This window comes from Gluconobacter sp. P1C6_b (assembly GCF_018811945.1).
GTDB lineage: Bacteria > Pseudomonadota > Alphaproteobacteria > Acetobacterales > Acetobacteraceae > Gluconobacter.
On sequence record NZ_JACRVU010000023.1, the window covers coordinates 1 to 22,796 of the forward strand.

Sequence of the window (22,796 nt, forward strand, 5' to 3'; positions counted from 1 at the left end):
GGTCTTCCATAGCCGTTTTCCCATCTATKAATTGCGTTATAGTTCCCACGYCCTGGGTCTGGTTTTTCTTTTAGAGCAGTTCCACTGATCCAGAGTTAAAAGGACTGGTCGAACCGCTTGATCCCTCGGATGTGGATGCGAACTCCCCTGCGGACTGAATCAGTCTCTGGAAGGGCTCATGGCCCTTCCGGCTTACATCCGGTGCCAGCATGGCAGACAACAGGACAATATTCTGGCATGATCTCGCACGGCCTTTGGCAAGGCCAATGTCAGTTGATTTTCGAGGTCTCCCAACGACTAGCCCAAGGCCTTGGCCATGTGCGTGCGGTCAGCGACAGGCAGGAGTTTTCGGACCACGGCGTTGGTCGGGTCGTCGCTTCCGGGTCTGGCGCGGTTCTCCAGCGAGATACCAGGTGGTAAATCAGATGGTCAGCCGCCCGATGCATGAGGCCGCCGTATCCGCGGTCTTTTTCCTCGTAGCTGAGATAGTGGGCAAGCAGGACCGCCAGTTCTGTGCTGATCTGAACGGTCGGAAGCGACATAATTTTGTTCGGCCTGTCCGTATGAAGAGTCATGGTGCACTCCTCAGGCCGGACCGCGTGTCACCCGATGTCAGAGCCGTCGCATCCAGAGGACTGACGCTCAAGCCAGAAACAGTGGCGGTGACGTCGATATGCACGGATCCGAACAGATGCAGGAGGGCGGCCTGAGGCGTATAGGCGCCCTTGACGGCTGCCGAGGTCCTGCCGTCCATAAGGATCGGGTCGATTAGGACCGGGCACCCGGTCTGCCGGCTCAATATCTCTATGGCGCGGGCCAGTGGCATGGATGGAATGTTTACCGGCTGCTTTTCTGTCTCGCACGACAGCATACCCTGCGGTGCATGAGCTGATGTCGGCGAGACCATTCCGACCAGCAGCATGAGGATGAGACCGACAGCGACATGTGGCCTCTCCCGCTGCCGAAGGTGCCGAGGTTGCTTGGCTGTCTGTTCCGCTCGCTCCGTCTTTCCCGCGGAGTGCGACCAAACTGGCCGCATTGTCCCCCGTGAACGGGGCACGGGGGGATGGTTATTCCAATAGTGCTGAAGCGCCTTCAGGTTGAGAAAATGAATAAAACTCGACATCTCCCTGTTCTCGCTGCTTTTGATTTCATCTGCAGAAACGCGGGACCTCCGATGGAAGGCCCCGCTCCACCCTCTCATTCGTGCGGTCGTTCCAGAAAAGATGGCGCTTCCGCTCGGAGAAGGCGTTTCTGATCTACCCGGCGCGGTTGTGCCTTACGCCGCGATCGGAACTGGCGGTGCGGCTCTTGCCCGCATGGGGACACGGAACGCGAGATCAGAAGCCAGAGGATCACACCCGGCAGGGGTGACCGTGCCCGCCTGGACCAGGCATTCCAGCGTAGAGCGAAGTCTGATCCCCGGTATACCGGTATGGGCCACCAGAGACGTCAGCATCACGCCACGTCCGTCATGACCGAGGCGGCGGAGCACGGAGAGGACACGCGGAGCTAGCGGATCGTCTCCAAAAAGGGGGCGCGTTACCATGATACGCCTCCCTCCAGTCGGTTGCGCCATCTCCGGGCGGCTGTGCGCAAGGAGCGGCGATAGCGGGAATAAAGTCCTTTCAGTGTCGACATCCACATCCTCCGATTAAAGCAACATGGACTTCAGTTGTCTGGCTCACAGAGCCTATGCCGGACCCGATGGCGTCCAGCGAAAGAAAAATTGGAAGAGATGCTTGCCTCGTCAAGAGGGCACGAAATGCAGATGGAGGGATCGAAGAACCGTTGATTGATGTGCTTGGCCCGTGATTTCTGGGTTTTGGCAATCTGATTGACGGTTCTTTGGGGCGTTTTCTGTTTGTGTTTTGAACGGATTAGGGGCTGTCCCCTGCTGGATGACTACGCGCTCGCGCTGATTCGCTCCAGGAAGAGAAGACGGCGCATATTATAGACGATATTGGCRAGSCCGATCCTCATGGTGGCCCGGGTGATACCGACAGTTCGGAYSARCAGWCCCRTYTGYGATTTCTGATCGGCAAAGACATGCTCGACACGAGATCGGAYCACMGACTTTCCRGCATTCGATTTCTGGATATGCCGGGGCATAGGTTTGAGATGCGGCTTTTTCCTGTGAACCTTSGAGACAAAGCCCTGCTTKTCCATGAAGTCYTCRTTGGCTTTSGAGCGATACGCYGTRTCWGCCCAGACGCTTGAGGCCGTATTGGTTTTATCCAGCAGCCCCTCTCTCAATCGCGCGCCATCGCTGGCAACGGCATCCGTCGTCTTCCATTTCCGGATGAACCGATACTTCCGGTCGATGGAGACGTGATCTTGTACCGAGAGCGCAAGCAATTTTTCCGGTTTCAGGAGTTCTTTTCGATCCGATTGGAACGACGTCCTGCTCTACTGTTTTCTCCGACAGTATAGCGCTCCAGAGTGATAGCTTTTGCTTCACAGAGGGTGATGCTGTTTCCCTCCCTGTCGCGCACTTCATAAGGCTTTCCTCGTTTGAGAACGCTGAAGATCCGGTTCACAATACGATTGGCAACGGCACATAAAGCCTGTTTGTGATGATGACCTTTCGCCGTCATCAGCCTCCAATAAAGTTCTGCCAGTTCAGGATCTGTTTTTCGTGCCGTATCAGCAGCAAGATAAAGTGCATGTTTGATGCGGTTATTGCCACCCTGGATCAGGGTCTGGCCCGCTCGCTCCACACCACCACTATCAGCCCTCCTGGGAAACAGGCCACAGAACCACCGTAAATGTTTTTCGGAATGAAACCGCTCAATGTTCTGCAAGATACCGATCAGGGTTGGCGCGAGATGACGGCCGACACCCGGAACACTGAGCAGAAGAGCCTGTGGGTCGAGGTGTTTATAGAGATCTGCAATATGCTGCTCAAAATCTTCAACTGGTTGGATTTTCTTCAGAACATTCTCAATTCCCGTCGCGATTTGGAATTGTAGTTCCGAAAAATCAATGTGTGTCCCATGAAGGTCTTGAGCGTATTGCGCCGCTTCACGTAACCCTGTGATCAGCGTTTCCACAAAGGGCCCACTGCGCGGATGGTTCCCTCCCGCATGAGCTCCAACATATTTGGCGAATGTCGTACGACGCGCCTTCAAAACATCCGAGGGGTGAAACCATTTCTGCAACAGGGCCAAAGAGAGCCGTGTTCCTAAGTCGGGCAAGACTGCTTCAAGCCTGGGGGATGCCCAACGAATGAGATCAAGCAGGCGCCGCCTGGCATCCGCGATCTCGTTCTGAAAGCGGCTTCTCTGTTTGATTAGACGTTGAAGAGCGTGGCTTTGCGGATCCGGAATGTGGACTGGATCAAGACGTGGTCCACCAAATGACGGTATGGCCGCCAGGATCTGGGCATCAGCCATATCCGTTTTGGCGTGTTCGGAAAGGTAACGGCGTAGAGCCTTGACCCGTTTTCCCTTGACACGAGCCACGGTGACGCCAGCATCTGCAAGATGGTGGGCAACAGGAAACCAGCTCATGCCGGTTGGCTCCATGATGGCCTGAATGTGGTCATCCGCTCTCAGCCCCATCACGGCTGTCTGAACAAAAGCGGCGAGTGAGGGCTGATCGTGCCTGAAACGAATTGCACGGCCATTAGGGCGGCCATCGTCATAGATCTGAGCGAGGTGATCTCCGCGAATGGCCAGATCAATACCAATGATACGGAATGTCATGGTCGGTCCTTTCTGGTGAGGGAACCAACGCTACGGTCACAGTCAGGTGTGTCATTCGTGGCCGATCAACTTCACTCAAAGCAGACGCCACAATCTTGTTACTCTTGCCCCGTCAGCGCGGCCGGACCGGGTTCATGCTTCACAAAAGACGAGACGATCGGCGGATCTCTCAGGGACTTCAGCCCCGAACCGGCCTGGTTCGCTCTGAGAGTATAGACCCGGTTCCCGGCATGCTGGGAACCGGGTCTGATCCACAACCACGTCTCCGAAGCCTGCGCTTCTCCGACTTTCTCCATGGCATCAAACCCGGCCCCGCTATCGATACCTGGGATTTGTAGCCAAAGAACGGGATGGCGAGATCGCTGGATGGCATGGTTCCATCATCCTGCCGCTTCGCCTTCGTGAACTTCAGCGTCCAGCGCGCATGGCGATCCTTGTGCGACAGCTTGGACGGCTTGTCCTGCCAGTCTTCGGGGGTACGTCCTGCCCGGAGATCTACCTTCTCGGCATTAGTATTGCGCTGCTTTGGAGCAGCCACCAGCGTTGCATCCAGGATCTGACCCGACATCGGCAGATAGCCTGCGTTCCGCAGGGTCGCATCAAAGCGCTCAAACAGTCTTTCAATGGCCCCCGCCTGTGTCAGGCGTTCACGGAACAGCCAGATTGTTTTGGCATCAGGCACCCGATCTGAAAGCCCCAGACCAAGGAAACGCATGAACGACAGCCGGTCGTTGATGAGATATTCCGTCCGTTCATCAGACAGATTGTTCAGCGTCTGGATCACCAGGATCTTGAACATCAGCACCGGATCAAATGGCCGTCGCCCGCCTTTGCTTCCATCTGAATAGGCCAGGGCCTTCTCCAGATCAGGGCAGAACGCTTCAAGCTGATCACCAAGCCCGCTCAATCGCGCAAGCCGCTCTTCAACGTCAAAGAAACCAGCCTGCTTCATCTTCTCCCTCAATCAATGCAGGAGAAATGGAATCACAGAGACAGACTCAAAACCAGAGGGTTTTTCGAACCCTCCAGGTAGCCCTGACGATTGGCTTCTGGCTTCGCGGGGGCGGGACGATACGATAGAATAGTCCTAACCACCCTCCATCTGCCATCCAGAGCGGGGTATTCCCCCACTATTGAGCTTTCTAAAATTAATTAGGCAAAACAATGCGAAGCCAGTCACCTTGGAATGCACGTCTCCCAGACGGAACCGGATCGTCAGCAGAGCGTCTAGCCGACGTGCTGGGATCAGACATACTCCATGGTATTTTGTCTGTTGGCGATCGACTGCCAGCACACCGTGACCTCGCGTGGCGTCTGGGCATCGGCATTGGATCCGTTACGCGCGCTTATGCCATTCTTGAAAGACGCGGATTAGTGCGGGCCGAGCATGGGCGTGGATCTTTCGTTGCAGCACGGGCGGATGATCGGTCGATTTTGCTGGATATGTCCACCAATATGCCCCCGCCCATGTTTAGTGACCGAGCACTCGCTCGCACCCTGTCACGTCTGGCCCGTACCGTCGACGCCGCCCTTTTTAACGTTTATCCACCTGTTGCTGGACATATCGAACACCGTCGAATTATGGCGCACTGGCTGACAGGTTGCGGTATCGAAATCGATCCGGAAAATCTGTTACTGACTGGTGGAGCGCAACAGGCACTCAGCGTGGCGTTCACCGTCGCGCGCCCACATGTGGGCAGCATTATAACCGAAGAGGTGACCTACCCCGGCATGCTGGACACAGTGCGTCGCGGAGGAAAAACCTTGCAAAGTATTGCCATGGATGCGCGCGGGATGATGCCTGATGGGCTGGAAGCCGCCTTATCGTCACCCCAAACTGGACGGGCATTAGTGTATGTAACGCCCACCCTGCATAATCCAACCACCGCTTGCATGGATAGCGATCGAGTACATGCCATTGCCCAGTTATGCCGCCGGTTCGATGCTCTGGTCATCGAAGATGGTGTCTATGCTGGACAGAGCAAGCTAAACCACACTCTCGCGGCGCTCATTCCGGAACGGACTTTTCATGTTTCCAGTCTGTCAAAAATCATCAGTCCAGGTTTGCGCATAGGCGCGCTTGCCCCCCCAGCTGCATTCGCAGCGCAGACACTTCCAGTACTGCTTGCATCATCCCTGATGATCGCTCCCCTGTCCTATGCGATGATGGCTCAGTGGTTGAGCGATGGAACGGCTAGCAGCGTCCGTCAATCTTTACGTGCCGAAGCCGCAAGACGACGGAATCTTGCCCGTAATATATTGGGCAAACGCATGACAGAACCGGGTGGAGACGGCTTTCACCTTTGGCTGCCCATGGATGCATCCACAGCAGAAAACGTCGCTGAAAACGCAAAGGCACTCGGTGTTTCAATCGCACCACCGAGCGCTTTTGCCAGTTGCGACACCCTGCAAACAACAGGCGTAAGGCTCGCCCTGGGTGCCGTATCCTTCAAAAATCTGACCGTAGCGCTGACGCGCATACGTCAGGCATGCGAACTAGTAGAAAGAAAAGTGTCACGCGACACTATAGTCTTAGGCTGAAAGTGTCACTCCGCGTTAGTCTGACAAGAACAGTCAGGCGGCGGAGAGAAAGCATGTCAGACCTATCAACAAATGTCCTTACTATCATTGCCGAAATCTACATCCGACCTGAACACAAAGATGCCGTCCTCGGCGCAGTTGCGGCATGCGTTATCGCGTCGCGTTTAGAGCCGTCCAATATCTCCTATGACTGCAAGCGTGACCAAAACAACCCGCAGCATCTCGTGTTTATCGAACAGTGGGAGAGTCTCGACGCGCTTCTAATTCATGAGCAGACGGCACATTTCCTGGCCATGAAAGAGACGTTTACGGCAGGACTGGAAAGACCACTGACGGTCACATTGCTTGAGCCGTGTCCCCGGATGGCCTGACGATGGCAAAATACGTCTATATCATCGGAACGCGAGACACCAAGGACGCAGAACTCCGTTATCTGCAAACCAAATTGTCGGAACGTGGTGTGCTCTCCAGAGTTGTCGATGTCTCCACAGGACACAATTGCACCGGTGTCATTCAAGCCACCGATGTCGTGGCATGGGACGTCGCATCATGCCACCCGCGTGGGCCCGATGCCGTATTCGGGAATGTCAGAGGTCCAGCAATTGCAGGAATGTCTGACGCGTTGTTGCACTATCTCTCCTCGCGCCCTGATGTGGCAGGAGTACTGGCACTAGGGGGGTCTGGAGGCAGCGCACTGGTAGCACCTGCTTTGCAGGCAATGCCCATCGGTATTCCAAAAATTCTTGTGTCCACCGTGGCATCTGGAAACGTTGCGCCTTATGTTGGTGGATCCGATATAGCAATGCTGTATTCCGTGGTCGATATGCAAGGGCTGAACCGTGTGTCGCGGCGAGTGCTCGAAAACGCAGCGAATGCCATGGCCGGTATGGTGCGTTCTGCGACGCATGAACCCGAAGACCAACGCCCTGCGATTGGCTTGACGATGTTTGGTGTAACGACACCCTGCGTCACACACCTGACTGATACCTTGCATCATCAGTTTGACTGTTTGGTGTTTCACGCCACCGGCACGGGTGGTCGTTCGATGGAACAGCTTATTGATCGTGGAGTCATACGCGGTGTAATTGACGTTACAACAACGGAATTCTGCGACCTCATTGCGAATGGTATTTTTCCTTGTGGAGAAGACCGGCTCGGCGCAGTTGAACGCACTAAAGTGCCTTATGTCGGCAGTTGCGGTGGTCTCGACATGGTCAATTTCGCTGCCCGAGATACGGTTCCACAAAATTATAGAAATCGTGTTCTGGTAGAGCATAACCCACACATCACACTGATGCGTACATCAGCCGAAGAATGTCGTCAGATGGGGCAAATGATTGCCGAACGCCTGAATCACTGCGAAGGCCCCGTCGCATTCTTTATACCGGAAGGCGGCTTTTCTTTACTTGATGCGGCTGGAGAGGTCTTTTTCGATCCCGAAGCCGATGAAGCATTCGTCGCGGCGTTATCAGGGATGCTGCGCGAAAGCGCAAGGCGAAGGCTGATACGCCTGCCATATGCGCTCAATGATTCTGCTTTTGCTCAGGCAATGGCGGACGAATTTCAGACAATGTTCAAGGAGACCGAATTCAATGCCTAGCATTGCACGCGAAACTATTCTTGGTCGTTTGCGCGGCCTTATCGCAGAAGGGCGCCCCATCGTTGGGGGCGGAGCAGGAACAGGTCTTTCCGCCAAATGTGAGGCGGAGGGCGGCATCGATCTGATCGTCATTTATAACTCCGGTCGTTACCGCATGGCTGGACGCGGTTCACTTGCGGGCTTGCTTGCTTATGGCAACGCCAATCAGATCGTTATGGAGATGGCACGTGAGGTGCTGCCAGTTGTCCCAAACACGCCAGTACTTGCCGGCGTGAATGGTACCGATCCATTTGTGGACTTTGATGTATTCCTCGACGAAATACGCAGGGTGGGTTTTTCTGGTATACAAAACTTCCCGACAGTCGGGCTGATTGACGGTACATTCCGAAAAAACCTTGAAGAAACCGGCATGAGCTATGCTATGGAAGTGGATGTCGTCGCTCGGGCCCGCAAGAAAGATTTGCTCACGACCCCTTATATCTTCGACCCAGAGCAAGCTGTCAGCATGACAAAAGCGGGCGCGGATGTTCTGGTTGCCCACATGGGCCTGACAACTGGTGGCAATATTGGTGCAGAAACAGCATTCACACTGGACGACTGTATAACGCTGATCAACCAGATGACGGATGCTGCCAAAAGTGTGAGAGACGACGTCATCGTTCTTTGCCATGGCGGACCGATTGCAATGCCTGAAGATGCCCAGAAAGTCCTCAAGGCTTGCCCTGATTGCCATGGATTTTATGGTGCATCGAGTATGGAACGGTTGCCAACCGAACGCGCGCTGGTCGAACAGACACAATTGTTTAAATCTATGACGCGCTAGTATTCTTCCTGAAGGGCATGTTAGGAAATAGTAATGTCTTAAACATGCCTTTCTTTTTCCTTCCGTACATTTGAAAAATTCCATGAATAGCCATATAAATCAGGAGCATAGACATGATAGGAAGCGATATCAGTGATGCTATGCTCCGGCCCCAGTCTCGGGAACAGATCCCCGACGATGAAGAGATCGCCAGTCAGCGTCACGGCTGGTAGTGTGTATGACACAAGGCGATCTCATGAAACCATTACCAGCCCTGATACATGGTAGATCATACCTCCCAAAAAGAATGTAGTGTTATGGCGCCTCGCATCAGCAAAGATGCCATCACCCGAAATGAAACTCTGTAGGCCTACGGTTATCCCGGACGGGCCAAGGGGAACGATGGAACACCCATCAGACGGGCCGTCTCATAAGCCTAAGCACCCTTAATGCCCTCTCCGCGTTGACAGGGTAAATTGTACAACAGAGCCACACAACAGGAGAAATGTCATGCCCCTCGACGTCGCCAGTGCCATTCTGCAACGCCGCGCTACCAAAGTCTTCGATCCCGACCACCGCATGACGGACGCTGAACTCGACACACTGCTCGGTCTCGCCCGCCGTATGCCAACGGCGTTCAACATCCAGAATTGGCGCTTCGTCGCCGTGACCGATCCAGAACTGCGCACCAAGATCCGCGCCGTCGCATGGGATCAAGCTCAGGTTACCGACTCTTCCGTGCTTCTGGTTCTCTGCGCTGACATCAAGGCGTGGGAGAAATCCACCACGCGCTACTGGGAAAACGCCTCCACCGAAGTGCAGCAATTCATGACCGGCGCGATCGATCAGTATTATCGTGGACGCGAACAGGTCCAGCGCGACGAAGGCATGCGCTCGTGCGGTATGGCAGCGGCAGCCATCATGCTACAGGCCGAAAGCATGGGCTACGGCACATGCCCGATGGACGGTTTCGACTTCGACGCAGTGGGCAAGCTGATCAATCTTCCCGAGGACCATGAAATCGTCATGTTCGTCGCGGTCGGTAAATGTGCCAAGTCCCCTCACCCGACCGGCGGCATCCTTCCGACAGACGAGATCATTTTCAGGAACACGTTCTGAGCCGCCACTCGCCTCAAAAGTTGCCAGAAGGCCGCCCGTGACAAACGCTACCGCTCACACGACATTCCGCCTGACACCGGCGATAACCGGACTGTTCGCCGGGGTGTGCGGCCTGACGGTCGCGAACATCTACTACGCGCAGGCTCTGATCGGCCCCATCACGAGTGCACTGGCCATTTCCTCCACATGGGCGGGAAGTATCGTCACGCTGACCCAACTCGGCTACGGGGCTGGGTTGGTCCTGATCGTGCCGCTCTGCGACCAGTCCGAAAACCGTCGTCTGATCCTCCTGACGATTGCCGGGCTTGTCGTCAGTCTGATCGGAGCGGCGCTCAGCACCTCAGTCGCGACATTCATGCTGTTTTCCGTCACCATCGGTCTGTGTTCCGTGGGGTCGCAGATTCTGCTGCCGCTCGCCACGCATTTCGTGGAACCCGGTCAACGTGGCAGAACGATCGGCAATATCATGGGCGGCCTGCTGTCGGGGATCATGCTCTCGCGGCCCGTCGCAAACGCTATGGCGGCCGCGTTCGGCTGGCGAGCCGTGTTCTGGGTCTCTGCTGTCGTCATGATGCTCGCGGGTCTTGGGCTGGCGCGCGTTCTGCCCGTTCAGGCCCCAACCCGCCGCATGTCTTACGGAAGCCTCTTGCGGTCGATCATGCATCTTCTGGTCCAATACAGGACGTTAAGGGTTCGCATCGCCTGTCATGGTCTCGTCTTCGCTGTCTTCAACATGTTCTGGACCGCCATTCCGCTTTTGCTTCATGCCCAGTTCGGCTTTAGCCAGGGCAAGATTGCCCTCTTCGCACTCGCGGGAGCAGGCGGCGCACTGGCCGCTCCTCTCGCAGGACGCTTGGCTGACGCCGGACTGACCCGTCCGGCGACACTGAGCGCAATCGCACTCGTAGGCGCAACGTCTCTCACCTCGGGCTGGGCCGTCGCTGCAGGTTGGATTATCGTCCTCGCGGTACTTGCGCTGCTGCTGGATGGTGGGGTGCAAACCAATCAGGTCATCAGCCAGCGCGTGGTTTACAGTCTCAACGACACTGCGCGCGGACGCCTGAATGCTGCTTATATGGGCGGTGTGTTCGTCTGCGGTGCGCTCGGATCGTCTGGCGGGGCCGCACTCTACAGCATTGCAGGTTGGTGGGGCTTTGCGAGCGCAGGAACGCTCATGTGCCTTGCCTCCCTCGCGCTCTTTGCCGCCACGAATGGTAGGCATGCCGCCTCATGAACCCTGCTCCATTCTCTCCGTCCCTGATCTGGTTTAAAATGCACGAACAGATAGAAATTCAAGACTAGTCTGCTTACCGGCGTCGACCTTCTTGATGCATTCGTTCAGCGTATGCGTCGAACAATCTACCTTGGTAGTACTCGATCTAAGTGATATCGGCTGAATTTTATTATCGCTGTCCTCGTTCGGCTATCAAATTCAGAGTTCCAGAAGGACAAATTACTGGAGAATTTCATTAAATTCCAGAACGTTTCCGTCTGGATCACGAATAAAACAGACGACGCGTCTGTCGTGTCCCATATGCACGGGGCCTTCTGTGATCGTAATCCGTTCCTGTTCCAGCCAGGGAACAAAATCTACCATACTTTCGATAATAAATGCCGCATGTGTGTATCCTGGATATTTGACAGGAACATCCATCAGAACATTACCAGCCGGGTCTGACACACCATTAAAAATAAGATGAATACGAAGCCCGGATGGGTGATGTAGACCACAGGCTTTCACCGCTGGAGCGTATTCTTCTGGATCACGGATGAAGCCAAATTTGGCATAAAACCGTTCGGAAACGGCGAGATCCGTCACACGAATGCCTACATGATCTAGACTCAGATGAGAGAAGTTCATTGCGCCTCTCCTGTTTTCAAATCCGCTACAATATTCGCGAATGGAACAAATCCCTCTAGGCTTTCCGTGCGCTGCAACCATCTACTAATGGCCTTGTATTCTGATAGATCAACATTTCCTTCCGGAGCTCTCGCGACATAACTGTAAAGCGCGACATCCGCGATTGTCGGTTCTTGGGTTCCTGCGATCCAGGTCCGGCCCTGCAAGGTTTGTTCGATCACTTTGAGTGTGTCGTGAGCACGCTGGATGACCTCTTCCAGATTGAAGGGGGCGCCAAAGACTGTCACAAGACGCGCAGCACAGCATCCATATGTGATTTTTCCTGCCGCAACAGACAGCCAACGTTGAATTTCCGCTTCTGTTACTAGATCCTCTGGCAGCCAATGAGATGGCCCCATTTTTCGCGCGACATAAACAAGGATGGCATTGGAATCCGCAATGATAGTCCCGTCATCATCTAGAACGGGAATTTCTGCAAAGGCGTTCAGCCTTAAAAATTCCGGAGTTCTCTGCTCACCCGCGGCCAGGTCGACAAGCGTCAATTCGTGAGGCAAGCCGACAAGAGAGAGAAAGAGGTGCGCCCGATGCGCATGCCCCGAAAGGGGATGATAATAGAGTTTCATGGAGCAATCCCGAAAAAAAATAGTTGAACAGATACATTGTCTTCTCACGGAACAAAGCGTGCGATAATCTGTCGAAATCGCACTTCATTATTGCGTTTTGTGGCTATAATTTGTTGATTACAGGAGAGAGATCTGATCGACCTTCCGGCATTGCGGATCTTTATGGCCGTGGCCGATCACGCCAGTTTTGTCGGAGCATCCCGGAAGCTGGGTCTTTCGGCAACAACGGTAACACGGACGGTGAGAAGCCTAGAGACAGCCCTCGGAATCTCCTTATTCAGCCGTACAACCCGCTCTGTACATCTGACCACTGAAGGCGTGGAGTTTCTGGCTCGGTGTCGGGCAGCGATTTTCGACCTAGATGGTGCGATTGCTATAGCGCAAGGAGCGAGGACTGCCCCCCAAGGAGTGTTGTCGATTACCGCCCCCGTTATTTTTGGACGGGTACACGTCCTTCCCGTTGTCACAGAACTTTTAAAAGCCTGGCCGCAATTGAACATCAGGCTTTTTTTGACAGACCGGGTTGTTCATCTTGTGGAAGAAGGAATTGATCTCGCCATCCGGATTGCACCTCCACAAGACAGCGCCCTGAAGATGAAGAAAATCGGAGAGGTCCAGAAAATTTTTGTTGCCAGCCCAGCTTATCTGAAGAAACACGGAGAGCCACAGGTCTTTGAGGATCTCGCAACGCATAGCCTCATTGAGGTTAATGAATATGCAGCAGGATATTCTGAGTGGCGACAGGGCGGGAAATCTGGTTTTTCGATAAAAGTCTCGCCCCGGCTTTTCGTGAACAGTGTCGATGCGGCTCTCACAGCCGCCATCGAAGATCTAGGCATCGTCACGGCATTATCCTACCAAACTCACCAATTTGTTGAAAATGGGCAGCTTCGAAGAATTTTGACTGACACCCCCGCCTCAGTACTTCCGGTCTTCATCCTGTTCCCTGCCAAAGAACGTCAGTCCGTAAATGTTCGAACGTTTGTTTCCGCGATGAAAGACAGGTTTATGGCAAAAAGGTCTCTCAAAGCACACCTCACATAGAAGAAGGGTCCCCTGCAAACAGCCGCTACCATTTTTATGCATTGTGCGGCTTTACGTTTGAGCTTCATTCCATCGAGTAACTGCAAAGCTTTTTGAGCTCTAAAGCGGCAGACTACCCTGGTTCAGGGAGAGCTCGCACAAGACGCAGAAAAGCGCCGGTCAAAATCTTTGGCGATTGCTGCAAGAGTGACCTCGCCTAGTTGAGCAATCAGAAGCGCCTCAGCTTTTTCGAGTGCGCTCGTCATTGACGCATTTACGGCCTGCTCGACGAGGCAATCGGGCGCCGGGTCGGCCAGGCCAATTGCGAAAATACGTGGCTGCCCCACGGCTTTGTAGACATCAAGCATCGAGATACTTTCCAGCGGCTTCAGAAGCGTCCACCCGCCAGCGTGCCCCTTGATGGAACGAACGAACCCCACATCCCGCAGGCCTGCCATCGTACGCCGAATAACAACCGGATTGGTATGCAGCATTTCCGCTGCTTCACCGGAGGTGATGGGCCCATTCGCGCGATCCATATGGATCAGCAAATGCATCATTCTCGATAATCGCCCGTCCAGTTGCATCGCCTGCCCTTTAGGCTCTTCTATCATGTCACATCAAGAGTTGCAAAAAGCTGATATGCATATATGTAACTTCAGACATTACATATGAAGTTGAATAGGATTTAACCATGTATGATGTGATCGTGATAGGCGGCAGCTTTGCCGGACAAGCGGCAGCTATTCAGCTGGCACGGGCTCGCATGAGCGTTTTGCTGATCGATGCTGGCTTACCGCGAAACCGCTTCGCAGACGCGTCTCATGGTTTCCTCGGCCAGGACGGCAAAGCGCCGAACACCATTATGCGTGAAGCCACTGCACAATTACGGCGATATCCAACTGCGCAGATCTTGCAGAACGACGCGCAGAAGGTGGCACGGAATGGCAAGACGTTTACTGTGTCTCTAGCCAACGGAGCAAAATTTCAGGCGAAGCGGCTGATACTCGCTACTGGCGTTTCCGATACTTTGCCCGATATCCCTGGTGTAGCGGAACGATGGGGCAAGACCGTTCTTCATTGTCCTTATTGCCACGGATATGAGGTCCGCAATCATCAGCTTGGAATTATCGCCACAAACCCAATGTCAATCCATCAGGCAACATTAATACCCGATTGGGGGCCAACAACTTACTTCACTCAGGGAATTTACGAGCCTGATCCAGAGCAGGCAATGTTGCTTAACAAGCGCGGCGTCGTGATCGAACGTACTCCAATCATTTCTCTCATCGGAGATGCTCCTGGTTTGGATGCCGTGAAGCTGGCGGATGGACGGCTCATTGAAGTCGCAGCTGTGTTCACGGTACCGAAAACCAGACCTGCCAGCCCGATTGCCGAGGATCTGGGCTGTATTCTGGAAAACGGACCTACCGGTCCGTTCATCAAGGTCGATACCTGGGGCGCAACCTCTGTGTCCGGGGTCTATGTAGCTGGGGATGCGGCTAGCCCGATGCATAATGCAACGGTCGCAGCAGCGTCGGGTGTCCTGGCAGGTATAGCGGCGCACCAATCTTTAGCCAGGGCGTGATCACGCGGTAACGCAATCCGCTGCTTGTCATCGAATACTCAGTTTTCTTTTCCATGCCCGAGCCGATGGCCAGGTCGGAACCCATAGGAGCGGGCTTGCCATGCGATCAGGAAGCTTACAGCAGCGAGTGCCATCACAATCCAGGGGAATGACAGAGCTCCCCACGTTTCCAGCAACACACCACCCAACAGGCCACCGCCGGCTATGGCGCTGTTCCAGACGACGACATTCATCGATAACGCAACATCTGTACCCTCCCCGGCTGCATCAGCCAGAGCCGTCTGGAGCAACGTCGCGGCCCCTCCGAAAGTCAGACCCCATATCGTAACGCCAATCATGATCACCGCAGGCGATGCTGATCCAATTGCAAAAAAAACTGCAACAGCAGCGAATATTGCCAGACTGACCAGAACAGAAAGCCGGAGGGCATGATCGACCGTGCAACTGGTGAGCCAGATGCCTGCAAGGGCAGCAAGGCCAAAAAGCAGGAGGATGCGGTCCGCCTCTCCTGCCAGCCCTGCCGGTGTAATGAACGGTACGATATAAGTGTAGAGAACGTTATGCGCGAGCATCCATGTTACCACGACGCCCAGAACAGATCGCACCCCCGGTGTTCGCAGGACATGACCGAACGGCTGGCGCTCATGATGTGCAAGGCCTGGAAAATCAGGAACCTTCGCCAGAACCCAGACAATTAACAGCAAGGTGGCACCCGACATGATCCAGAAGGCCAGTCTCCATCCCACAGCCGCGCCCAGCCAAGTGCCCGCCGGAACACCTACAGAAAGCGCGATCGGCGTGCCAACCATGGCGATAGCCAGAGCACGTCCTTGCTGAGCGGGTGTCACCATTCTGCGTGCATAGCCGGCCAGCAGGGCCCAGGCGAGCCCTGCCGCTGCACCCGCGCCATATCGCGCCACGAGGGTCAGGTCATAATCCGTCGAGAATGCTGTGATGGAGTTAAAAACTACAAAACCAATGATCGCCAGCAGTAGAACCCGCCTTCTCCGCCAGCGCTGTGTGGCCAATGTTAGCGGGATCGCAGCACTCAGGGAGCCCAAGGCGTAAGCCGTGACCATCTGCCCTGCCAAGGCGGGGGAAACATGCAGCCCAGCCCCGATCTCAGGCAGCAAACCTGCAGGAAGAGTTTCAGTCATAATGCAGATGAAGCCAGTCATCGCCAAGGCGAGTAAGCCGGCCATAGGTAATCTGTCATCGGGACTTCTGCGAAGGGGTATCGTCTTGGAGGTCATGCGGCTCTCATATATGGATCGAACGATCTATATATGAGAGCGTAAATTCTTGGCAATTACTTCTGGATCACTTAATATGAAAATCTTTCAAAAGGAGCAATACCATGGCGCGAACAGGGCGTCCCCGGGAGTTTGACAGGGACAAAGCACTCAATGCCGCCATGACGCTTTTCTGGGCGCAGGGCTACGAACCGACCTCCCTGACACAGCTCAAATCCTGCATGGGCAATATTTCGCCGGCAAGTTTCTATGCCGCGTTCGGCTCGAAGGAAGCCTTGTTTCGCGAAGTCGTGCAGCATTATCTGGCGACCTACGGACAGGTGATGTCGCCCTTATGGGACGAAAACCTGATACCGCGGGATGCGATTGAACGGACTTTGCGCGGTTCAGCGCGTATGCAGGCGACCCGGACGCATCCCTGTGGCTGTCTGGTCGTCTCGGGCGCCAGTAACTGTTCGCCCGAAAATAAAGCCGTTCAGGCCCTTCTCGCTGCAGAGCGCCAGCGGACGCGGACCGGAATCCGGGTCTGCGTGGAGCGCGCGATTGCCCGCGGCGAACTGCGCGATTGCGCGACAACAGCGGCCCTGCCCGATATTTTCGCGACATTTTTCCATGGCATGACATGCGAAGCGCGGGACGGGATGACGTCAACACATCTGGATGCCGCCATCACTTCGCTTCTGACCTTATGGGATGCCAACGCGCTGCTCACCACGCCGTGAAACGGTCTGCCAGACATTGATGAGCCTGCAACAGGCCAAGCCTTATGCCGTTAATTCCATATCGACCACTCCATAACTCCTTGACCCTGTTTTGCGCACATATTATGGACCATCCAGTACGGAATTAAATTCCGGAACATATCGCCGTGTCTCGGCCAAGGAATCCAGTTATGAGCAAACAGGACATCGCATTCATCACGGGGGCCAATCGCGGCATCGGATACAGTATCGCGAAACATCTGATTGCCTCGGGCATCAACGTGATCGGGACCTATCACTCCAACGAAGACGAGGCGAACGCCGCCGAAGCAGCCCTCGTCGGCGAAAACGCAAAACTGCGCATGCTGAAGCTGGATATCGTGGACCATGAATCGTTCGCGAATTTTTCCGGGCAGGTCAGAGCACTTCTAGCACATGAGTTCGAGCACAGTGCACTGAGTTATGTCGTTCAGAACGCAGGCAATATCATTCACACTCGCTTCGATGCTGCGACATCCGAACAGCTCGACAACCAGTACAACATCCATTTCAAAGGCCCCTATCTTCTGACGGTGGCCCTCCTGCCCTTGATCCGGGACGGCGGTCGTATTCTCAACATCACCTCTGCCGCGACCCGTTTCTACCTGACGGATCATGGACCTTATTCAGCCATGAAAGCCGCTACCGAAGTCATCTCACTCTACATGGCGAAAGAACTGGGAGAGCGGGGCATTACCGTCAATGCCGTCGCCCCCGGTGCGATCGCCTCGGATTTCGGTGGTGGTCTGGTCCGTGACGATGCCACGATCAATAAAAGCCTTGCAGAGATCACGCCTCTGGGGCGGGTCGGGCAGCCCGATGACATTGGTGCCGCCATCCGTGCCCTTCTGTCTGACGACCTGCGCTGGGTGAATGGCCAACGCATTGAGGTGACGGGAGGCCAATCGCTATGACACTCAGACATTCACAACCGGGAGAGGCCTCATGATCCACGTTATGGCCAGCAGCATCATTCCTGCATCCCTTCCCTCTGTCTGGCGGCTGGTCCGTAATTTCGACGCTCTTGGACGCTGGTTGCCGGGCGTCAGAAGCTGCGGGATCGAAGGCAATGAGTCCGGTGACCGCGTCGGCGCAATTCGCCTGGTTGAGATGGGCGATGTCGGACTCATCCGCGAACAGCTTCTGGCACTCTCCGACGTGGATCACGCGGTCACGTTCTCGATCGTTGAATCAGCCCTGCCGGTCCGGAACTATCGCTCTACCATCAGCCTTCTTCCTATAACGAAAAATGACCACACGTTCATCCAATGGCGGGGGCAGTTCGAAGCCCCAGCCGAACATGCCGCCAGTATGGAGGCCCGGATGCCGACACAGATCTACCAGCCAGCTTTCGACAGACTGGCCGAGATACTGGCCTCAGAGACGACATTGTCATGAAGGAACCTAAACCCATGATCCAGTCCCCCTCTAACGCTTCCCGATCAGGCACATTCAGGATTGGCGGCGATCTCGGCATCAACCGGCTTGGTTTCGGTGCGATGCGCATCACTGGCCAGGGTATATGGGGACCGCCCGCCGATCACGACGAGGCCATCCGCACACTGAAGCGCCTCCCAGAACTCGGCGTCAATTTCATCGACACGGCGGATTCCTATGGTCCGGACGTCTCCGAATGGCTGATCAGGGAAGCTCTGCATCCCTATCCCAAAGGATTGGTCATCGCGACGAAAGGCGGCCTCACCCGATCCGGCCCCGACATCTGGAAACCGGTCGGACGGCCGGAATATCTATTGCAGCAGGTGCACAAAAGCCTGCGCAACCTCGGCGTCGAGCAGATTGATCTGTGGCAACTCCACCGGATCGATCCCAGAGTCCCGGCAGACGAACAGTTCGACGCGATCCGCTCCTTCATTGATCAGAAACTGATCCGTCATGCAGGACTGAGCGAGGTCTCTGTCGACAACATCAAAACAGCATCGAAATTCTTCGAGGTCGCGACCGTCCAGAACCGCTACAATCTCGTCGATCGCACCAGCGAGGACGTACTCGACTACTGCACGCAGCAGAACATCGGGTTCATCCCGTGGTTCCCTCTCGCCGCCGGCGACCTCGCCAGGCCGGGATCCATATTGGACACGATGGCGAAGAAATACGGCTCGCATCCAAGCCAGATTGCTCTTGCCTGGGTCCTGATGCGCAGCAAGGCGATGCTTCCGATCCCCGGCACGTCCAAGGTCGCCCATCTGGAACAGAATGTCGCGGCAGCCGACATCACCCTATCCGATGAAGACTTCGCGGCGCTGGACGCAGAAGGCCGCAAGGCGTTCCAGTCAACGCCTTAAGGAAGCGCGTCCGGACAGTTACAATCCCAGTGTCGAAAGACCGGGGTGACTGTCCGGACGCCGTCCCTCAGGCCAGCGGAACAGGCGGTCGGTCGCTGAAATGGGTTGGTCGTTGATTGACGCTGCGCGGTAACGCATCAACCCGTTTTCATCGAACTCCCAGTTTTCATTCCCATGAGACCTGAACCACTGCCCGGCCTGATCCTGCCACTCATAAGCAAAGCGGACCGCGATCCGGTTCTCCTGAAAAGCCCAGAGTTCCTTGATGAGGCGGTATTCCTGCTCGCGCTCCCATTTGCGCGTCAGGAACGCCACGATGTCCTCTCGTCCGTGGATGAATTCCAGGCGATTGCGCCACTGGCTATCGGTCGTATAGGCCTGCGCCACCGTTTCAGGATCCTGGCCATTCCAGGCATCTTCCGCGAGGCGGACTTTCTGAGCAGCCGTTTCAGCATTGAAGGGAGGCAATGGGGGTCGGGACATAGGGAATTCCGCCTCTGGTTCGGGGACGGATCACGAGTTGATCCGAGACCTGTCAGTGTTTTCCAAAAGAGCATTTGACGAAAGGACAACGATCCCTCATTTCAAGCCATGACCAGACAGATCGGTATTCTTCTCTATCCAGACTTCCAGTTGCTCGACGCTGCCGGAGTGACGGCAGCCTTCGAGCTTGCCGGAGGATTTGGGGCGGCTCCGTATGAGATGACGCCCCTGTCCCACCATGGTGGTCTGGTCCGGTCGTCTTCCGGGATGACGATCGAGACGGTTCCGCTCGCGGCGGCAGGGTCGTTCGATACGCTTATCGTTGTCGGAGGCGAAGGCCACAGGCAGGCTATGAGCTGCCCAGAATTACTGAACTTTATCAGGCATCAGGCCAGAAATGCGCGACGTATCTGCAGTGTGTGTACAGGGGCTTTCCTGCTGGCAGAAGCTGGCATGCTTGATGGCCGTCGTGTGACGACACACTGGCAACAAGCCCCGGCCATGGCAGCACAGTTCCCTAAAATCCGGGTTTCGGCAGATGCCATTCATATTCATGATGGCCTGATCTGGACATCTGCGGGGATCAGCGCTGGCATCGACATGGCGCTGGCGTTGATTGCCGAAGATCTTGGGGCCGACATTGCCCGTCGTACGGCGCAGCAAATGGTGGTGTTCTATCACCGTCCCGGAGGACAGTCCCAGTTCTCGGCACTCCTCGAGATGACGAGCCCTCAGGAACGCTTTGCCGAACTGTTGGGATGGATCCGGTCCAACCTGGAACAGCGCCTGACCGTGGATATTCTGGCCAGTCAGGCCGGCATGAGCCCCCGAAATTTTTCTCGCAGTTTCCGGGCAGCGGTGGGGATGAGCCCCGCAAAAGCAGTCGAACGACTGCGTCTCGAAGCCGCACGCGAGCAGGTGGAGAGATCTACCCTCCCCATTGAAGCCATCGCCGTCATGACAGGCTTTCATGATCCCGAACGGATGCGACGCGCCTTCCTGCGGGAGTTCCATCAGCCGCCTCAGGCTATCAGGCGAAATGCTGCGGCCGAGGCGACCTGAGAGTGCTCATTTTTCCTGGACGAGAAAGCAGCTCGTTTTGCAAGCAATCCCGACGAGATCCACTTCAATGATGGATCGCGTCTATCCCGCTAGAACAGGTCAAACACGCGGCAGATCAGGACACTTCCTAGAATTTAACCCTTTGAATGAGGGGCAGTCCGCAGGAAGATCAGAATTTCTTCAAGCACCTGCCATCGGTTCCTTTCCATAACCACCATATGCGTTCCTTCCCCAATCTCCGTCCAGCGACGATACGGGGCATTGAGAAAACGTGGAAACAGGTTTCCCATCTGCTGAGTAGTTACATCCAAATCCCACTCAGCATGAAGCAGAAGAACCGGGACCGTGATCTTTTCGGGACTGTAAAACGCCTTCCCTGCGGACCAGTAGTCACGCACATCCTGAATGACACCCGCAGGCGCCCGGATCACTCCATCCTGCTCTGCGGGATCGCTCGCAAGAATAACTGCGGCCCACTGTTCAAACCACCCTGCTGGCAGAATCTCTTCGCGTTTCTGCTCAGGTGCGCCTTCAAGCCAGCGCTGGCGAAATGCCTGAACATTAAAGCGGCGATAAGCAGGCACTGGACCACCCGGATCCAGACGAGAAACCCCGTCATTGATCCATTGCGGTGCAATCAGCGTTAATTTCTCCACCTTGTCATTGTGAGCAGCCGTATATGCGCCGGTAACCGTGCCACCCCAGGACATTCCGATCAGGCAAAGACGTGGGATGGCAAGCGTTGCGAGAAGATAGTCAACAGCAGTACTCAGATCGCGTACTGCTGTTTCGGTCCTGACCTGAGGCAGCGCAGCTTCAGGTGCACCTCCCATTCCATCAGGACGCGTTGATCCTCCGAAACCCCTTACGTTAAGCGCATAAACATCGAACCCTTCCTGAGCGAGGAGGTCCATGAATGCCCCCTCCCCGACAGGCACATCGAAAAGACTTTCTGCCGGCAACGTCGCGCCATGCATCAGCAAGATAGTGCGTTGTGAACCAAATATCTGGATGTCTGCACGGCGTTTATGGCACAGATGAAGCGTGATATCGGCCGTATCACTCGGGATGAACAGGTTTTCCATAAGCAGATTTGTCATCTGGCGTCTCCTACATTTGGTTGCGCAAATTCCCATGCAAAACCTTCTGGACGACGCCTGACATATCCGGCACCCGTTTCCGCGAAATGACTGGTAAAGCAGAGACTCCCGCTTTCCGCCGCTTCTTTAAGAAGCCACCGCCGCGAATGCTCGGCAGACTGAACGAATTCGCAGTAAACGGACCGTAGATCCGGACGATAAACCTGCAGAGGATGGTGCATGACATCTCCTGTAAACCACGCCTCTTCACCATCCGACCGCAGCTGGATCGAGGCATGATCGATGCTGTGCCCAGGGGTCGGATGAAAGGAGAAACCCGCAAGAACCTCTTGACCGTCGATGATAATCGCCTCTCCCAGACCGGCTTCGATAACGGGGAGCATGCTGTCTGTATAGACACGTGGGAGTGGGTGATGGTCCGGGCGCCCCAAGATCTCTGGAGGCAGGTCTGGAGCAGGGTCAATACCGTCATTGCTGGCACCGTATCGGGCCTCAATCACTGAGAAAACATGACGGGCTTTCGGAAAGGTCGGTACCCATTTTCCGTTGTGCAAACGCGTATTCCATCCAACATGATCGGCATGAATATGCGTATGCAGAACAGTATCAACCTGCTCCGGTTGTACACCTGCGGCTGCAAGATGTTCGAGAAACGACGTATGCAGATGATCCAGTGCCGGTGCGGCAGGTAACGGCTTGTCGTTGCCTGTGGCGGTATCAACCAAGATAGTGAGACCAGCAACCTGAACAAGCCACGCATGAGTTCCCTGCGCGAGCCCACCGGTCACGGGGTTAAATGATCCTGGCGTCAAATACGGACCGAATATTGCAAGTGCCTCAGCGTCGATATCCGGATACAGTTTGTGAGGGCGCGCGTTATCCCAATGAAGTTCGGGAATACGCGTGATACGGGCGTCACCCACTTGAAAAGCTGCTGCCATGATTGACTCAATACGATTGTTTTACGTCGCATCAGACGTTAGGGTGCGCG

Annotated in this window: 24 protein-coding genes and 2 pseudogenes; 13 read left to right on the plus strand and 13 right to left on the minus strand. The window is 55.2% G+C overall.

Annotated features, from left to right (window positions below; all coding sequences use genetic code 11):
* Positions 1 to 269: 269 nt before the first annotated feature.
* The 6 genes and pseudogenes from KP701_RS13025 to KP701_RS13050 form a co-directional block, all read right to left on the minus strand.
* Positions 270 to 575 carry a hypothetical protein gene (locus KP701_RS13025; RefSeq protein ID WP_233142707.1) on the minus strand — a complete coding sequence of 102 codons (306 nt, stop codon included), beginning with the start codon at positions 573 to 575 and terminating at the stop codon, positions 270 to 272.
* On the minus strand, positions 572 to 922 hold the full coding sequence (locus KP701_RS16360) for a hypothetical protein (protein WP_235993401.1): 351 nt from the start codon (positions 920 to 922) through the stop codon (positions 572 to 574). The genes KP701_RS13025 and KP701_RS16360 overlap by 4 nt, the downstream gene beginning before the upstream one ends.
* A gap of 357 nt (positions 923 to 1,279) precedes the next feature.
* Complete coding sequence (locus tag KP701_RS13035) at positions 1,280 to 1,549, minus strand: hypothetical protein (RefSeq protein ID WP_077804075.1); 270 nt, start codon at positions 1,547 to 1,549, stop codon at positions 1,280 to 1,282.
* A gap of 356 nt (positions 1,550 to 1,905) precedes the next feature.
* Positions 1,906 to 2,340 (minus strand): annotated as a pseudogene (locus tag KP701_RS13040) (transposase); the annotation flags it as partial.
* 29 nt (positions 2,341 to 2,369) lie between these two features.
* Positions 2,370 to 3,707, minus strand: a complete 1,338-nt coding sequence (locus KP701_RS13045; protein ID WP_077804074.1) for an IS110 family transposase — start codon at positions 3,705 to 3,707, stop codon at positions 2,370 to 2,372.
* A gap of 316 nt (positions 3,708 to 4,023) precedes the next feature.
* A pseudogene (locus tag KP701_RS13050) lies at positions 4,024 to 4,659 on the minus strand (transposase); the annotation flags it as partial.
* A 212-nt stretch (positions 4,660 to 4,871) separates the two neighbouring features.
* Between KP701_RS13050 and KP701_RS13055 the strand changes: the two are divergent.
* From KP701_RS13055 to KP701_RS13080, 6 genes are all read left to right on the plus strand, one after another.
* A complete protein-coding gene (locus KP701_RS13055) occupies positions 4,872 to 6,248 on the plus strand; it encodes a PLP-dependent aminotransferase family protein (RefSeq protein ID WP_077804073.1) in 1,377 nt (458 codons plus the stop codon).
* 53 nt (positions 6,249 to 6,301) lie between these two features.
* On the plus strand, positions 6,302 to 6,619 hold the full coding sequence (locus KP701_RS13060; protein WP_077804072.1) for a putative quinol monooxygenase: 318 nt from the start codon (positions 6,302 to 6,304) through the stop codon (positions 6,617 to 6,619).
* Between the two features lie 2 nt (positions 6,620 to 6,621).
* Positions 6,622 to 7,848, plus strand: coding sequence for a Tm-1-like ATP-binding domain-containing protein (locus tag KP701_RS13065; RefSeq protein WP_077804071.1), 1,227 nt, complete (start codon positions 6,622 to 6,624; stop codon positions 7,846 to 7,848).
* Entirely contained in the window at positions 7,841 to 8,671 is an 831-nt protein-coding gene (locus KP701_RS13070) for a phosphoenolpyruvate hydrolase family protein (protein WP_077804070.1), read from the plus strand. Before KP701_RS13065 ends, KP701_RS13070 begins: the two co-directional genes overlap by 8 nt.
* A gap of 489 nt (positions 8,672 to 9,160) precedes the next feature.
* On the plus strand, positions 9,161 to 9,769 hold the full coding sequence (locus KP701_RS13075; protein ID WP_077804069.1) for a nitroreductase family protein: 609 nt from the start codon (positions 9,161 to 9,163) through the stop codon (positions 9,767 to 9,769).
* A 37-nt stretch (positions 9,770 to 9,806) separates the two neighbouring features.
* Positions 9,807 to 11,003: an MFS transporter gene (locus tag KP701_RS13080; protein ID WP_233142704.1), complete on the plus strand. Its 1,197-nt coding sequence runs from the start codon at positions 9,807 to 9,809 to the stop codon at positions 11,001 to 11,003.
* A gap of 219 nt (positions 11,004 to 11,222) precedes the next feature.
* Here KP701_RS13080 and KP701_RS13085 read toward each other — a convergent pair whose 3' ends face one another.
* Positions 11,223 to 11,630 (minus strand): VOC family protein, encoded by a 408-nt coding sequence (locus KP701_RS13085; RefSeq protein WP_086649761.1) that lies wholly within the window; start codon positions 11,628 to 11,630, stop codon positions 11,223 to 11,225.
* The gene (locus KP701_RS13090) at positions 11,627 to 12,253 is read right to left on the minus strand and encodes a glutathione S-transferase family protein (protein WP_211555900.1); all 627 of its coding nucleotides are present in this window, start codon (positions 12,251 to 12,253) and stop codon (positions 11,627 to 11,629) included. Before KP701_RS13090 ends, KP701_RS13085 begins: the two co-directional genes overlap by 4 nt.
* A 150-nt stretch (positions 12,254 to 12,403) precedes the next feature.
* Between KP701_RS13090 and KP701_RS13095 the strand changes: the two genes are divergently transcribed.
* Positions 12,404 to 13,297 carry a LysR family transcriptional regulator gene (locus tag KP701_RS13095; protein WP_256445024.1) on the plus strand — a complete coding sequence of 298 codons (894 nt, stop codon included), beginning with the start codon at positions 12,404 to 12,406 and terminating at the stop codon, positions 13,295 to 13,297.
* Positions 13,298 to 13,419: 122 nt separating this feature from the next.
* Here KP701_RS13095 and KP701_RS13100 read toward each other — a convergent pair whose 3' ends face one another.
* Positions 13,420 to 13,890, minus strand: a complete 471-nt coding sequence (locus tag KP701_RS13100; protein WP_233142702.1) for an Rrf2 family transcriptional regulator — start codon at positions 13,888 to 13,890, stop codon at positions 13,420 to 13,422.
* Positions 13,891 to 13,970: 80 nt separating this feature from the next.
* Between KP701_RS13100 and KP701_RS13105 the strand changes: the two genes are divergently transcribed.
* Positions 13,971 to 14,864, plus strand: a complete 894-nt coding sequence (locus KP701_RS13105) for an NAD(P)/FAD-dependent oxidoreductase (protein WP_077804067.1) — start codon at positions 13,971 to 13,973, stop codon at positions 14,862 to 14,864.
* 38 nt (positions 14,865 to 14,902) lie between these two features.
* On the opposite strand, the gene KP701_RS13110 is transcribed toward KP701_RS13105, so the two are convergent.
* Positions 14,903 to 16,117, minus strand: coding sequence for an MFS transporter (locus KP701_RS13110; protein WP_063904058.1), 1,215 nt, complete (start codon positions 16,115 to 16,117; stop codon positions 14,903 to 14,905).
* Between the two features lie 104 nt (positions 16,118 to 16,221).
* On the opposite strand from KP701_RS13110, the gene KP701_RS13115 reads away from it, so the two are divergent.
* From KP701_RS13115 to KP701_RS13130, 4 genes are all read left to right on the plus strand, one after another.
* Positions 16,222 to 16,839 carry a TetR/AcrR family transcriptional regulator gene (locus tag KP701_RS13115; RefSeq protein ID WP_215747456.1) on the plus strand — a complete coding sequence of 206 codons (618 nt, stop codon included), beginning with the start codon at positions 16,222 to 16,224 and terminating at the stop codon, positions 16,837 to 16,839.
* 170 nt (positions 16,840 to 17,009) lie between these two features.
* Positions 17,010 to 17,771 (plus strand): SDR family NAD(P)-dependent oxidoreductase, encoded by a 762-nt coding sequence (locus KP701_RS13120; RefSeq protein WP_099287163.1) that lies wholly within the window; start codon positions 17,010 to 17,012, stop codon positions 17,769 to 17,771.
* Positions 17,772 to 17,802: 31 nt separating this feature from the next.
* Positions 17,803 to 18,255 carry an SRPBCC family protein gene (locus KP701_RS13125; protein ID WP_215747457.1) on the plus strand — a complete coding sequence of 151 codons (453 nt, stop codon included), beginning with the start codon at positions 17,803 to 17,805 and terminating at the stop codon, positions 18,253 to 18,255.
* Positions 18,256 to 18,269: 14 nt separating this feature from the next.
* Positions 18,270 to 19,160, plus strand: coding sequence for an aldo/keto reductase (locus KP701_RS13130; RefSeq protein ID WP_063904062.1), 891 nt, complete (start codon positions 18,270 to 18,272; stop codon positions 19,158 to 19,160).
* Positions 19,161 to 19,178: 18 nt separating this feature from the next.
* Here KP701_RS13130 and KP701_RS13135 read toward each other — a convergent pair whose 3' ends face one another.
* A complete protein-coding gene (locus KP701_RS13135; RefSeq protein ID WP_063904063.1) occupies positions 19,179 to 19,643 on the minus strand; it encodes a nuclear transport factor 2 family protein in 465 nt (154 codons plus the stop codon).
* A 108-nt stretch (positions 19,644 to 19,751) separates the two neighbouring features.
* Here KP701_RS13135 and KP701_RS13140 point away from each other — a divergent pair, with 108 nt between their 5' ends.
* Positions 19,752 to 20,705, plus strand: coding sequence for a GlxA family transcriptional regulator (locus KP701_RS13140; protein ID WP_063904064.1), 954 nt, complete (start codon positions 19,752 to 19,754; stop codon positions 20,703 to 20,705).
* A 134-nt stretch (positions 20,706 to 20,839) separates the two neighbouring features.
* Here the strand turns inward: KP701_RS13140 and KP701_RS13145 are convergent, their stop codons facing one another.
* Together KP701_RS13145 and KP701_RS13150 are read right to left on the minus strand one after the other, a co-directional pair.
* Positions 20,840 to 21,805, minus strand: coding sequence for an alpha/beta hydrolase (locus tag KP701_RS13145; RefSeq protein ID WP_215747458.1), 966 nt, complete (start codon positions 21,803 to 21,805; stop codon positions 20,840 to 20,842).
* Positions 21,802 to 22,746, minus strand: a complete 945-nt coding sequence (locus KP701_RS13150; RefSeq protein ID WP_215747459.1) for an MBL fold metallo-hydrolase — start codon at positions 22,744 to 22,746, stop codon at positions 21,802 to 21,804. The genes KP701_RS13145 and KP701_RS13150 overlap by 4 nt, the downstream gene beginning before the upstream one ends.
* Positions 22,747 to 22,796: the final 50 nt, after the last annotated feature.

Coding starts and splice junctions, on each gene's coding strand:
- KP701_RS13130 (WP_063904062.1), top strand. CDS start 18,270: ATGATCCAGTCCCCCTCTAACGCTTCCCGATCAGGCACATTCAGGATT.
- KP701_RS13045 (WP_077804074.1), bottom strand. CDS start 3,707: ATGACATTCCGTATCATTGGTATTGATCTGGCCATTCGCGGAGATCAC.
- KP701_RS13125 (WP_215747457.1), top strand. CDS start 17,803: ATGATCCACGTTATGGCCAGCAGCATCATTCCTGCATCCCTTCCCTCT.
- KP701_RS13025 (WP_233142707.1), bottom strand. CDS start 575: ATGACTCTTCATACGGACAGGCCGAACAAAATTATGTCGCTTCCGACC.
- KP701_RS13150 (WP_215747459.1), bottom strand. CDS start 22,746: ATGGCAGCAGCTTTTCAAGTGGGTGACGCCCGTATCACGCGTATTCCC.
- KP701_RS16360 (WP_235993401.1), bottom strand. CDS start 922: ATGCTGCTGGTCGGAATGGTCTCGCCGACATCAGCTCATGCACCGCAG.
- KP701_RS13115 (WP_215747456.1), top strand. CDS start 16,222: ATGGCGCGAACAGGGCGTCCCCGGGAGTTTGACAGGGACAAAGCACTC.
- KP701_RS13145 (WP_215747458.1), bottom strand. CDS start 21,805: ATGACAAATCTGCTTATGGAAAACCTGTTCATCCCGAGTGATACGGCC.
- KP701_RS13110 (WP_063904058.1), bottom strand. CDS start 16,117: ATGACCTCCAAGACGATACCCCTTCGCAGAAGTCCCGATGACAGATTA.
- KP701_RS13090 (WP_211555900.1), bottom strand. CDS start 12,253: ATGAAACTCTATTATCATCCCCTTTCGGGGCATGCGCATCGGGCGCAC.
- KP701_RS13085 (WP_086649761.1), bottom strand. CDS start 11,630: ATGAACTTCTCTCATCTGAGTCTAGATCATGTAGGCATTCGTGTGACG.
- KP701_RS13120 (WP_099287163.1), top strand. CDS start 17,010: ATGAGCAAACAGGACATCGCATTCATCACGGGGGCCAATCGCGGCATC.
- KP701_RS13075 (WP_077804069.1), top strand. CDS start 9,161: ATGCCCCTCGACGTCGCCAGTGCCATTCTGCAACGCCGCGCTACCAAA.
- KP701_RS13060 (WP_077804072.1), top strand. CDS start 6,302: ATGTCAGACCTATCAACAAATGTCCTTACTATCATTGCCGAAATCTAC.
- KP701_RS13070 (WP_077804070.1), top strand. CDS start 7,841: ATGCCTAGCATTGCACGCGAAACTATTCTTGGTCGTTTGCGCGGCCTT.
- KP701_RS13065 (WP_077804071.1), top strand. CDS start 6,622: ATGGCAAAATACGTCTATATCATCGGAACGCGAGACACCAAGGACGCA.
- KP701_RS13055 (WP_077804073.1), top strand. CDS start 4,872: ATGCGAAGCCAGTCACCTTGGAATGCACGTCTCCCAGACGGAACCGGA.
- KP701_RS13140 (WP_063904064.1), top strand. CDS start 19,752: ATGACCAGACAGATCGGTATTCTTCTCTATCCAGACTTCCAGTTGCTC.
- KP701_RS13100 (WP_233142702.1), bottom strand. CDS start 13,890: ATGATAGAAGAGCCTAAAGGGCAGGCGATGCAACTGGACGGGCGATTA.
- KP701_RS13105 (WP_077804067.1), top strand. CDS start 13,971: ATGTATGATGTGATCGTGATAGGCGGCAGCTTTGCCGGACAAGCGGCA.
- KP701_RS13135 (WP_063904063.1), bottom strand. CDS start 19,643: ATGTCCCGACCCCCATTGCCTCCCTTCAATGCTGAAACGGCTGCTCAG.
- KP701_RS13035 (WP_077804075.1), bottom strand. CDS start 1,549: ATGGTAACGCGCCCCCTTTTTGGAGACGATCCGCTAGCTCCGCGTGTC.